This window comes from Nocardia aurea (genome assembly GCF_003123685.1).
GTDB lineage: Bacteria > Actinomycetota > Actinomycetes > Mycobacteriales > Mycobacteriaceae > Nocardia > Nocardia aurea.
In genome coordinates this window covers 222593-234579 of sequence record NZ_QCYJ01000021.1, presented here as the reverse complement: position 1 = coordinate 234579, position 11987 = coordinate 222593, and the positions used below count along the sequence as shown (strand labels likewise).

Genomic DNA, 11987 nt, shown 5'->3' with positions numbered 1-11987 from the left:
TCGTGCCGGGTTGCCGGACGGACCGCGTCGGGAGGAGTTCGGCATGGCTGACGTACGGGCGCAATTCGGCGTGCTCGGGCCGGTGGAACTCACCATCGATGGGGAGGTCCGGGCAACCGGGGGGCCGAAACAGCGAGCGGCACTGGCCTATCTGGTGATCAACGCGAACCGTCCGGTGTCGGTGGACGCGCTCGCGCACGCGGTGTGGGAGGAGAATCCGCCGCCGGATGTGCGGGTCGGCCTGCACACCATCGTGTCGAATCTGCGGAAACCGTTTCGGGACGCCGGTATCGACGCTCGCTCGGTCCTCTCGCAGGTCGGAGGAGGTTATCGCCTTGCGGTGGCCGACGACGGATGCGACGTCCACCGGTTCCGGGCACGTAAGGAAGCCGGTGTCCGGGCGCTGGCGGCGGGCCGTTTCCGGGCAGCGAGCGAATCGCTGTCCAGTGCGCTGGGCCAGTGGCGCGGGACGGTGCTGGCGGATCTGCGCGGACTCGCCTTCGCCGACGCCTACGCCGCCGCGTTGGAGGACGACCGGATGAGCGTGATCGAGGCCCGCGCCGAAGCCGATATCGCGCAGGGCCGTGCGAGCGCGGTGGTCTCGGAACTCTCACACCTGGTGGGGGCGCATCCACTGCGAGAACCGTTGTGGCAGCAGCTGATCACCGCGCTCTATATCGACGGCAGGCAGTCCGACGCGCTGGACGCGGCCCGGCGGTTGCGTACGACGCTGGCCGACGAACTCGGCATCGATCCCAGCCCGCCCCTTCGGGAACTCGAGGAACGCATCCTGCGCCAGGAACCGCTGACCGCACACGCGGCGGGTACCGCGTCGGCGACCAGAATGACCACGATCGTCGACCAGAAACCCGGTGACCACCTCGCGGTGCTCCGCGACGACGCGGGCAACGACTACCCGGTCCGTGAACGTTTCACCAGGATCGGGCGGCTGCGGGACAACGACATCGCTTTGGACGACGGCCGGGTCAGCCGCCATCACGCGGTGGTCGTCGACACGGGTCTCGCCTACGTCGTCAAGGACCTGCTGTCCTCCAACGGCGTCTTCGTCGACGGCGTCCGCGTGATCGACAGTATGGCGCTCGTCGACGGGGCCGTCCTCCGGATCGGTGACAGCGAACTGGTGTTCGCGCTGGTGCCGCGCGCGCCGATGAGGCCGCCGGGCGTCTAGGTTCCGGGCATGGGGTTCGGTATCGCGACCGGGTTCGTGACGACCCGCTATCCGAATCCGCGCTGGAACCAGGCGAGCAGGTCCGGCTCGGTCTTCGGCCCGTCCTCGGGATTGTCCTCGGACAGCGCGCACACCTCCACCATCATCGCGTGTTCGTCGTGGGCTCCGACCAGGCAGGTCCGCGCACCGGATTCCGGGGGGCCGTCGACGTAACAGAAGATTCGGCCGACCGGGGCGGAGTCGGTGCGCCATACGCTGTCGGGGCCGGGTCCGCCGCCGCAGGCATGGCCGGCCAACTGGTTCAGGACGCCCTGATACATCCGTGTCGTGGACGCGCGATCCGGGAAGCCCAGGAACTGCGCCGACGGGGATCCGAGCGGCGCACCGCACGCGACGGTGGCGTTCATCAGACCGACCGGAGGGGCGAGATGGCGGCAGGTTGCCGACGTGTAGGGCGGTCCGAGGCGGCCCAGCAACGCCAGATCGGCGTCGGTGAACACATCCGGATCCGTTGCCGCGTCCCCGGTTCGGAATTGCAGCAGGCCCGCGCGTGCGGCGTAGTCGCGCGACGGCGTCCCGGCCCGATCGGGCCAGAAGTAGTACGCGAGAGACAGTGCGGACTCGTTGGTCAGTGCCAGACCGGGTTTGGGCACCGTCGGATCGTCGACGATATTGGTGAGGCAGGTTCGGCGGCCGACTTCCCTGCCGTCGACCGATGACGGGGCGTCACGCCCCGGCGGATCTGCCGGGCAGGCGGTCGCGGCGAATCCGTCGAGCACGACCTCGCGGTAGTACTCGCGCAGCGCGTCGAGATCGCGGAATCGCAGGAAGCGGGCGGTCGGCGCCGACACCGCCGGATTCGCGTCGCAGAAGATCACGGCGGTGGTCGTGGTGTCGGGGTCGAGATGCGCGCAGGTGGCGCGGCGGTACCCGGCCCCGGGCAGGGTCGCGAGCAGATCGAGATCCGGTCCACGCAGTGCCGTGCCGTCGGCGACGGCAGTGCCGTCGTCCTCGCGACCGACCACCATCCAGGTACCGAGAAGCGTTGCGGCGATGAGGATTACCGCGGCGGTCACCGCGACGACAGGCCGTCTCCGACGGACCCCGTCCGATCGCGCCCCGCCGACGCGACCATCGTTGCCCGCGATGTCGTAGGCGGCCCCGCCTGCCTCTACGTCTGGGTCTCGGCCGTGCGCGCGCGTACCCGTGGGCGGTCCGGAATCGTCGCTTGATCCCGCACCCCGTTTCGATTCCGAGCCCGAATCCGGCGCCGGGGTGTGGACCGGCGCAGAGGACGGTGGCGAGACCGAGGCAGAGCCCGATTCCGACGATGCCGCCCGTGACGATCCCGAGGCAGGCGACGCAGTGTCGCCGGAACCGAACCCGATGTCGGCACCGCGACCGGACTCCGACGTCACTGCACCATCGTCACCGAGTCCCGACACGCCTGGACCACTGTGGCCGACGGCTCCCGGAATCGCCTCGTTCGGGTTGGAACTCGGCGACTCATCGGCCGACTCGGCATCACGTCGATCCGACTCCCGACGCGACACCGCGCCCCTGTCGGACTCCGATCTCTCGGCCGATCGGGGCATCGACCCCGACGAGTACCGCCCCGGAGGCTGCGCGCGTTCGGTCGCCACCGGTCCGCTCACCGCGCCGCCCCTGGTCGGTTCCTCGTCCACCTGCGCGGCGGTCGCGGTCCGCAGCGCGGCCTCGGCCGCGTCCGCCAGTTCACCCGCCGTGGCGTGACGATCAGAGGGATTCTTCGCCATCCCACGGCCGATGACGGCGTCGAAACCGAGGGGTACGTCGCGGCGGATCATGCTGGGTCGTGGCGGGGGTTCGCCGAGGTGGGCGCGCATGACGGCGGCGTCGGTGCCGACCGGGAACGGGCGTGCCCCGGTGAGGCATTCGTAGAGCACGCAGGCGAGCGCGTAGACGTCGGCGCCTCGGGTGACCACGCGCGAGGTGAACCGTTCCGGGGCCATGTAGTGGAACGAGCCGACCGCGGCGCCGTCGGAGGTCAGTCCGGTGTCGGCGCTGGAATGCGCGATGCCGAAATCGACCAGGTAGGCGAAACCGCGTGCGGTGGTGAGGATGTTGTCGGGTTTGACGTCGCGGTGCACGAGTCCGTCGGCGTGCGCGGCGTCGAGTGCGGCCGCGATCTGCCCGATCAGGCCGACCGCGCGCGCGGGTGCCAGCGGCGCTTCGGCGCGCAGCACGGCGCGCAGATTGTCACCTTCGACCAGGCGCATATCGATGAACAGGTGACCGTCGATCTCGCCGTAGTCGTGGATCGGGATGACGTGCGGTTCCTTGAGTCTGGCGGCGCTGTGCGATTCGCGGCGGAACCGCTCGCGGTAGACCGGGTCGTCGGCGAGTTGCTCGGGCAGCACCTTGATCGCGACGACCCGGTCGCGTTCGGTGTCGTACGCCTCGTAGACCTCGCCCATGCCACCGCGGCCGATCAGGCGATCCAATCGGTACGGGCCGAACCGTGATCCCACCGTGAGCGGCGGCTGCTCGGCCGTCATCTACCCCTCCGTGTGACAGGAACCCCCCGTGCGTGCCGATCAACTGTAGAGGGCTCGGACAGGTTCCGCAGACGTACCGACGTGCGGTGATCGGCTCTCATCGGTGGCGGCGTCGCACGCGAATCACACGACCAGGCAGGAGGTGCCGATGGGCATACCGACCCCGACGTAGACGCTCACGCCGGGAACCGGACCGCTCTGCGGCGCCTGTACGGCGGTGAGGGTGTGTGGGCCGCGCGAGGTGGGAATCCAGGTCGCGAGCGCGACGCCGCCGGTCGGCGCGATGGTGGCGAGCGGAATTCCGTTGTCGTAGAGCGAGACCGGGGTGACGGCGTCGGTGAGGACGGCCTCGATCGTGTAGGAGCAGCCGGTGCCGTAGTTGGTGAGCGGTCCGTAGTTGATATCGGGAAGTACCCCGATCCTGGTCACGGTGGCGGCGGCGTGCGGCGGCTGGATCCCCGCGCCGAGGACGCAGGCGAGGGCGGCGATACCGGTGACCGCGGCGCGAAGGACCGGCGATCGGTAGGCGATCGCGACCCGGGCGGTGCGGTGGCCCCTCGTGCGATGGTCCCTCATGCGGTCCTCGTTCCGCACCGCCCGTCTCCGCGCGGCGCACGCCGTGGTCCGCGCGCTACCGGCAGCCGATCGCACGCGAATCGTCCAGCAAGCCCTGTCCGGGGATAGGACATCCCCGCCCCGATCGTATCGGCTCGGGGCGGGTGCGGACCACGAGTCGCGCGGTGAGTCCGCGCCGGGAACTCAGCCCACCAGCACCGACAGTGTCTCGGCCACGCAGGCGGGCTTGGCTCCGCCCTCGATCTCGACGGTGACCCTGGCCGCCAACTGGGTGCCCGCGGGCGTGGCGGTCAGGCCGACCAGTTCCACGCCCGCGCGCACCCGGCTACCGACCGGCACCACGGAGACGAACCGCACTTTGTTGGAGCCGTAGTTGACCGCCATCTTCAGCCCGTCGACCCGGTAGACCTGGGAGACCAGCATCGGAAGCAGCGACAACGTCAGGTAGCCGTGCGCGATGGTGGCGCCGAACGGACCGCTCGCGGCCCGCTCCGGATCCACGTGGATCCACTGGTGGTCACCGGTCGCCTCGGCGAACAGATCGATCTGCTTCTGGGTGACGGTGTGCCATTCGCTGTAGCCGAGATGGGTATCGATCGCCGACTCGAGTTCGGCGATTCCGTTGAACGTACGCATGTGTCCGGTTCCCCTGTATCAGTCGGTCGGTCCACCGGCGACATAGAGGACCTGTCCGGAAACGAATCCGGCGCCCTCGCTGACGAGGTAGGAGACGGCGTTGGCGATATCGGACGGCTGGCCGATGCGGGCCACCGGGATCTGCTGCACCAGACCGTCACGGAACTGTTCGAAGGTCACACCGAGACGTTCGGCGGTCGCGTGGGTCATATCGGTCTCGATGAAACCGGGCGCGATGGCGTTGGCCGTCACGCCGAATTTGCCCAGTTCGATCGCCAGCGTCTTGGTGAAGCCCTGCAGGCCCGCCTTGGCCGCGGAGTAGTTGACCTGACCGCGATTGCCGAGCGCCGAGGTGCTCGACAGGTTGACCACGCGGCCCCATTTGGCCTCGGTCATGTATTTCTGCGTCGCCCGCGTCATCAGGAAGGAACCGCGCAGGTGCACGCCCATCACCGCGTCCCAGTCGGCGACGCTCATCTTGAACAGCAGGTTGTCCCTGGTGATGCCCGCGTTGTTCACCAGCACGGTCGGTGCGCCGAGTTCGTCGGCGACGCGCTGGACCGCCGCGTCGACCGACGCTTCGTCGGAGACGTCGACACCGACCGCGAGCGCCCGGCCGCCCGCCGCTTCGATTTCGGCGACGACGGGTTTACCCGCCTCCTCCGCCAGATCGAGGATGGCGACGGCGAATCCGTCCTCGGCGAGTTTGCGGGCGGTGGCCGCGCCGATGCCGCGCGCGGCGCCGGTGACGATGGCGGTTCGGGTGTCACTCATGGAGACTCCTGGGGTCGAAGGGGGTCGAGACGACACTTCATAAAATACATCTTCATTTGGGCGTCTCTAACTGGCCGGTAGGTGTCGGACCGGAAAACTACCCGCACGTAGGTTCGATACACAGCAATTCAGCTGTACTATTCTCGCGGTGAGCACCTCCCAGCGGCATCCGTCCACACGTTCTCCCGGACGGCCGGCCTCCGCCACGCGGGAGCAGGTCCTCGACCTGACCCGCCGGTCGTTCCTCGCGGGCGAACGGGTGGACGTCCAAGCCATCGCGGCCGAACTCGGACTCAGTCGCGCCTCCATCTATCGCTGGTTCGGTTCCCGCGACGGACTACTCGGCGCCATGCTGGTCGACGAACACCAGCGCATGCTCGACCGAGCCGACGCCAAACGGCGCACCCGAGGCGCGGCGCGAGTGCTCGAGGTGTACGGCCGCCTGGTCCGGTGGGAATCGGATAACGAACCGTTCCGACGGTACTTCGAACACGAACCCATGTCCGGGCTGCGCATCCTCACCGCGAGCGACGGTCCGGTGCAGCCGAAGATCGTCGCCGCGATCGAGGATTTGATCGGCAGGGCGATGACCGAGGACGGCTATCAGCCGCCGCTGGAGCCGTCCCTGCTCGCCTACGCGCTGGTCCGGCTCGGCGAGGCGTTCCTCTACAACGATCGCGCGGCAGGCATCCGCGGCGATGTCGATCGCCTGCGCCAGGTCGTCGCGGTGCTACTCGGCGTCACGCCGCTGGAATGAGCGGAGTCAGGCGCGGGCCCGCTCCCGTGCCAGGGCTCGATCGCGCTGCTCCTCGAAACGGGGCACGGCGACTCGCTCGAGATGGTCCAGATAGGCGGCGAGCCCTTCGCGGACCCGTTCGCCGCGCGCTCCGAAATCGTCGCGCTCGAAGATATTCCACTGCCTGAGCACCGGCCACAGCACTTCTTCCACATGCTGGCGCAGGTCGTACACGCCGTGTTTGGCCATCAGCACACCGTGCCGACGGAAATCGGGCATGCCCGCCCCCGGCATCCGGAAATTCTGGACGACCCGGTCGATCGCCTCGACGGCCTGATCCGGCGCGAGGTCCAGTGCCGCGCCGCACACGGTGCGGTAGAAGATCATGTGCAGGTTCTCGTCGGCAGCGATGCGCTGCAACATGCGGTCGGCGACGGGGTCCTGGCAGACCCGGCCGGTATTGCGGTGCGCGACCCGCGTCGCCAGTTCCTGGAACGAGACGTAGGCGACCGAATGCAGGAACCCGGCACCGCTGTCGACCTCGATATCGGTGACGCCCGAGGCGAATCCGTCGGTCATATGCGCCATCCTGGCCCGTTCCAGCGCCACCGGGTCGACGCCACGGGTCACCACCAGGTAGTCGCGGATGACGACGCTGTGGCGCATCTCCTCGGCGGTCCAGCGCCCGACCCAGGTGCCCCACGCCCCGTCCATGGAGAAATTCCGCGAGATCTCCCGGTGGTAGGAGGGCAGATTGTCCTCGGTGAGCAGATTGGTCACCATGGCGGCCTTCGCGACCTCACCGAGCGCGGATTGTTCCGGCTCCCAATCCGTTCCGCCGAGCAGCGCGAAGTTCCGCCCCGCGTCCCACGGTACGTAGTCGTGCGGTTGCCAGTCCTTGGCCAACGCCAGATGCCGGTTCACGCAGGTCTCGGCGACCGGCTCCAACTCGCTGAGAATCTCACGCTGGGTCAGATCTCGTGCCAACGGATATCCCGCCTCTCTGTGACGTTCGGGGATTCGGCCGCGACGACCGGCCACCATGGCATCAGGCCGGGCATCGTCGCGATCAGGGCCGAAGGTCATCGGCGGGCGGGACCAAGGACGTCACGTGCGCGCGTCGTCGTCGGGACGGCGTGCGCCGGTGTGGTTTCCCGAGCGGCTCAGACCGCCGGGTCGATGATCAGCACGATGAGTTTTCTCGGCGCGGTGAGGACGTCCGCCTGCTCGGACCGCGGATCGGCGGTGGCGGCGGGCCCGCCGAACCAGGTGATCGGGCGGCGATGGTCGAGACGGTCGATCACCTCGGGCAGGGTCGCGCCGATCTGCTCGACCCGGACCACGCACACATGACATTCGGGCGCGAGGGTGGGTGCGCGCCGTCCCTGCCCCGCACTGCCGTCGAGGACGATGATCCCCGCGTCGGCCACCGCCGCGGCGCAGGTCGTGACGACCGCGTCGGCGCCGGACAGCTCCTCCTGAGGAAGGAACGGGCTGTCGTCGATGACGCGGTGTCCGGTCGCGGACGACCACCGTGACAGCCAGTATTCGGGCAGCCCCTGCGGCGCCACCACCGATTCCACCCCGTGCGTCGCGAGAATATCGCACACCATGTTCGGGATATCGGGCTCGATCAGGTGATACACCTGTCCGCCGTAGTGTTTGACGCGGTCGGAGAACAGGTCGGCCAGGGCGGTGCGGTCCCCGGAGGTGGTGTCCGACGGGTGCCGCTGATGGGCCCGTGACATCGGCACGAGCCGTTCGTCATCGGGAAGATCGTGCAGCGCTTCCAGCAGACGACGCAGCAGATCCTCGCGCGGATTCATCTCCGCCCACCGTTCGCCTCGTCGCGAACGGCACCGTTTGTTCTACCCAATGCCCAACTCCCCGAGCGATGTCCGTAGCGCCCGCCGATTGCTCCACGCCGGCATCGCGATGCCGACGCACGACCCATACGCGCCATCCGACCGACACACCGGGCGGTCTAGACCGACTTCTCGACCGTGTGCCCGCCGCCACCGTGCACGGCGGCGAGCTCCAGGCCGGTGTCGTCGGCGTCGACGTGGACGGTGTCACCGGAGGACAGCGCGCCGTCGAGCAACAGCCTCGACAATTTGTTGTCCAACTCCTTCTGCACGGTACGCCGAAGTGGGCGCGCGCCGAATTCCGGCTGGTAGCCGTGCTCGGCCAGCCAGTCCACGGCGGGTTCGGTGACGTCGAGTTCGATGTCCTGGGCGTGCAGCAGTCGCCTGGTGCCGTCGAGCACCAGATCGACGATGTGGTGGATCTGCTCCTGATCGAGGCGATGGAAGATGATGGTGTCGTCGATCCGGTTCAGGAATTCGGGGCGGAACTGTGTGCGCAGACGCTGGGTCAACTGGTCCTCGATCGCGCCGGGATCGGACGCGGAAAGAATCAGGTCGGAACCGATATTGCTGGTCAGGATGACGATCGTATTCTTGAAATCGACTGTGCGCCCCCGAGAATCGGTGACCCGCCCGTCATCGAGCAGTTGCAGCAGCACATTGAACACATCCGGGTGCGCCTTCTCGATCTCGTCGAACAGGATCACCGAATACGGCCTGCGACGCACCGCGTCGGTGAGCTGGGCGGCATCGTCGTAGCCGATATATCCGGGAGGCGCGCCGACCAGGCGCGACACGGTGTGCTTCTCCTGGAATTCGCTCATGTCGAATCGGATCAGCCGGTCCTCGTCACCGAAGACGGCCTCGGCCAGCGCCTTCGCCAGCTCGGTCTTGCCGACACCGGTGGGTCCGAGGAACAGGAACGAGCCGATCGGGCGGTTCGGGTCCTTCATCCCGGCCCGCGCGCGCCGCACCGCCTCGGCGACCGCGACGATCGCCTCGTCCTGCCCGACCACGCGTTTGTGCAGCGCGTCCTCGAGTCCGAGCAGGCGCTGACGTTCCTCGACGGTGAGATCCGCGACCGGTATGCCGGTGTGACGTGACACCACCTCGGCGATATCGGTGACCGTCACCTGCGGCACCTCGCCCGCGTCGACGTCGGTGAGTGTCCTTTCCGCGTCGGCGATCTCGGTTTTCAGCGCGTTGGCCTTCTCGTAGTCCTCGGCCGCCACCGCGGCGTCCTTCTCCCTATGCAACCGTGCCAGTTCCTCCTCCGCCGAGCGCAGGTCCGGATCGGGGGTCCTGATCCGCAACCGGACCCGCGCACCGGCCTGATCCATCAGATCGATGGCCTTGTCCGGCATGAAGCGGTCGGCGATGTAGCGATCCGACAGTTCGGCGGCGGCGACCAGCGCCTCGTCGGTGAAACGCACCTGGTGGTGTTCCTCGTAGACGTCGACGAGTCCGCGCAGGATCTCCACGGTGTCCAGCACCGAGGGCTCTTTCACCAGCACGGGCTGGAAGCGGCGTTCCAGCGCGGCGTCCTTCTCGATGTGCTTGCGGTACTCGTCGATGGTCGTCGCGCCGACCACGTGCAGTTCGCCGCGGGCCAGGGCCGGTTTGAGCAGATTCCCCGCGTCCATCGACCCCTCGGAACCGCTGCCCGCGCCGACGATGGTGTGCAATTCGTCGATGAAGACGATGAGTTCGTCGGAATGCGCGCGCACCTCGTCGAGGACCTTGGTGAGCCGTTCCTCGAATTCACCCCGATATTTGCTGCCCGCCACCAGCGAACCGATATCGAGGGCGACCACGCGGCGATCGGCCAGGGTGCCGGGCACATCGCCGTTGACGATGCGCTGGGCGAGCCCTTCCACGATCGCGGTCTTCCCGACGCCGGGATCACCGATCAGCACCGGATTGTTCTTGCGCCGCCGCGACAGGATCTCCACCGTCTGCTCGATCTCCTCGGCCCGGCCGACCACCGGGTCGACCTTTCCTGCGCGCGCGTCGGCGGTGAGGTCGCGCCCGTATTCGTCCAGGGTCGGGGTCTGGCTCTGCACGCGGCCCGCCGCGGCCTGCTTCTTGCCTCCCGACAGCAGCACCTGCGCCGCCGGGCTGTCCGGCGAGGACGCGACGCCGAGCAGTATGTGCTCCGGGCCGATATAGCTGCTGCCCGCCTCGGCGGCGCTGCGCTGGGCGGCGCGCAGGGCGAGTTTGGCGGCCGGGCTCAGCGTGAGCGTTCCGTCCGCGGGTTCGGCCGCCTGACCGGTGTCGGAGATCGTGCGCATCTGTTCGGCGATCTTGTCCGGGTCCTGGCCGAGTTCGGCGAGAATGCTGCGTCCGGGCTCGGCTTCGGTCGCCGCGTAGAGCAGGTGTTCCGGGGTGACCTCCGGATTGCCCCAGTCCAGTGCCGTCTCGCGCGCGGTGTTCACCAGCAGTTTGGCGTTGTCGGTCATCAGACGACCGAGATCGATCCGCTGCACCGGGGGCTCGGCCGTCGATCCCGGTCCGAAGAAGCGTTGGAAGATATCGTCGAAGGAATTCATCGAACGGGGCCACGGGTCGGTCATGTCCACCTCGCTGCGTCGGCGGCACCGGATCGGCGCCCGGATCACGGAGGGGCCGAATGCTGCGAGATCTCGGCACCCACGGACTACTCGGTTGCACTGGTTCGCGACATGGCCCTGACACCGCGGTGCGGCCACCACCGCAAACTACCGCCGTCCGACATTCGGTCGCAACCGGTCGGTTCTATCGCGAGCCCAGTGGCTCCCGACCGTGACACCTTCGATACGCCCGCGCCGAGTCGTGACCCGCGCGGACGCCTACGCTGCAGAGATGATGCCGGGTACCGGGGTGACGATCCGACCGTCGGTGGGGAGCTGAACCGCCGATGTGCCCGACCATCGCCGCCCTCGACGCCGCCGTCGCCGACTGCCGCGCGTGCCCGCGCCTGGTGGCCTGGCGCGAACAGGTCGCGCGCGACAAACGCGCCGCGTTCCGCGAGGAGACCTACTGGGGACGGCCCGTCCCCGGTTACGGCCCCGACGACGCGCGCTTGCTCGTGGTCGGCCTCGCGCCCGCGGCGCACGGCGGCAACCGCACCGGACGCATGTTCACCGGTGACCGCAGCGGCGACGTGCTCTTCGCCGCCATGCACGCGGTCGGCCTGACCAACCAGCCGACCGCCGTGCACCGCGACGACGGTCTCCGCCTGCTCGGCGCCCGCGTCACCGCGCCGGTGCACTGCGCGCCGCCCGACAACAAGCCGACCCCGGACGAACGTGACCGGTGCCGCCACTGGCTGCGCACCGAACTGGAGTTGCTCGCGCCGACGATCCGCTCGATCGTCGTCCTCGGCGGATGGGGGTGGCGGGCGCTGATGCCGGTACTCGCGGACGCGGGGTGGATCGTGCCGCGTCCCCGGCCCGCGTTCGGGCACGGTGCGCGGGTCCTGCTCGCACCGGCCGACGCCGATCGCGCGCCGCTGCACCTGTTCGGCTCCTACCACGTGAGTCAGCAGAACACCTTCACCGGACGATTGACCCCGGCGATGTTGGAGGAGGTCTTCACCACCGCCGCGGATGCCGCGGGGATAGCGACGGGCGACCGCGCCTGATCCGAAGTCCGGGCCACGGTATTCCCGTTCGATGCGCCGCGCCGCGAACACG

Annotated in this window: 10 protein-coding genes; 3 read left to right on the top strand and 7 right to left on the bottom strand. The window is 68.7% G+C overall.

All coding sequences use genetic code 11. The features are described 5' to 3' along the window. The first annotated feature begins 43 nt into the window (after window positions 1–43). On the top strand, window positions 44–1189 hold the full coding sequence (locus DAT37_RS08685; RefSeq protein WP_109524188.1) for a BTAD domain-containing putative transcriptional regulator: 1146 nt from the start codon (window positions 44–46) through the stop codon (window positions 1187–1189). Window positions 1190–1236: 47 nt separating this feature from the next. On the opposite strand, the gene DAT37_RS46355 is transcribed toward DAT37_RS08685, so the two are convergent. The 4 genes from DAT37_RS46355 to fabG all read right to left on the bottom strand — a co-directional run bounded on the left by DAT37_RS46355 (window position 1237) and on the right by fabG (window position 5712). After that, window positions 1237–3726: a serine/threonine-protein kinase gene (locus tag DAT37_RS46355; RefSeq protein ID WP_109524187.1), complete on the bottom strand. Its 2490-nt coding sequence runs from the start codon at window positions 3724–3726 to the stop codon at window positions 1237–1239. A gap of 123 nt (window positions 3727–3849) precedes the next feature. Then, complete coding sequence (locus DAT37_RS08675) at window positions 3850–4302, bottom strand: hypothetical protein (protein WP_109524186.1); 453 nt, start codon at window positions 4300–4302, stop codon at window positions 3850–3852. A 183-nt stretch (window positions 4303–4485) separates the two neighbouring features. Further along, window positions 4486–4938, bottom strand: a complete 453-nt coding sequence (locus DAT37_RS08670; RefSeq protein WP_109524185.1) for a MaoC family dehydratase — start codon at window positions 4936–4938, stop codon at window positions 4486–4488. An 18-nt stretch (window positions 4939–4956) separates the two neighbouring features. After that, entirely contained in the window at window positions 4957–5712 is a 756-nt protein-coding gene (gene fabG / locus DAT37_RS08665) for a 3-oxoacyl-ACP reductase FabG (protein WP_109524184.1), read from the bottom strand. Window positions 5713–5860: 148 nt separating this feature from the next. Here fabG and DAT37_RS08660 point away from each other — a divergent pair, with 148 nt between their 5' ends. Further along, on the top strand, window positions 5861–6469 hold the full coding sequence (locus DAT37_RS08660; RefSeq protein ID WP_109524183.1) for a QsdR family transcriptional regulator: 609 nt from the start codon (window positions 5861–5863) through the stop codon (window positions 6467–6469). Window positions 6470–6475: 6 nt separating this feature from the next. Here DAT37_RS08660 and DAT37_RS08655 read toward each other — a convergent pair whose 3' ends face one another. From DAT37_RS08655 to DAT37_RS08645, 3 genes are all read right to left on the bottom strand, one after another. Then, on the bottom strand, window positions 6476–7435 hold the full coding sequence (locus tag DAT37_RS08655; RefSeq protein WP_109524485.1) for an acyl-ACP desaturase: 960 nt from the start codon (window positions 7433–7435) through the stop codon (window positions 6476–6478). 176 nt (window positions 7436–7611) lie between these two features. Further along, on the bottom strand, window positions 7612–8274 hold the full coding sequence (locus DAT37_RS08650) for a LutC/YkgG family protein (RefSeq protein ID WP_109524182.1): 663 nt from the start codon (window positions 8272–8274) through the stop codon (window positions 7612–7614). 158 nt (window positions 8275–8432) lie between these two features. Then, window positions 8433–10886, bottom strand: coding sequence for an ATP-dependent Clp protease ATP-binding subunit (locus tag DAT37_RS08645; protein WP_109524181.1), 2454 nt, complete (start codon window positions 10884–10886; stop codon window positions 8433–8435). 323 nt (window positions 10887–11209) lie between these two features. Here DAT37_RS08645 and DAT37_RS08640 point away from each other — a divergent pair, with 323 nt between their 5' ends. After that, on the top strand, window positions 11210–11935 hold the full coding sequence (locus DAT37_RS08640; RefSeq protein ID WP_109524180.1) for a uracil-DNA glycosylase: 726 nt from the start codon (window positions 11210–11212) through the stop codon (window positions 11933–11935). The last annotated feature ends 52 nt before the right edge of the window (window positions 11936–11987 follow it).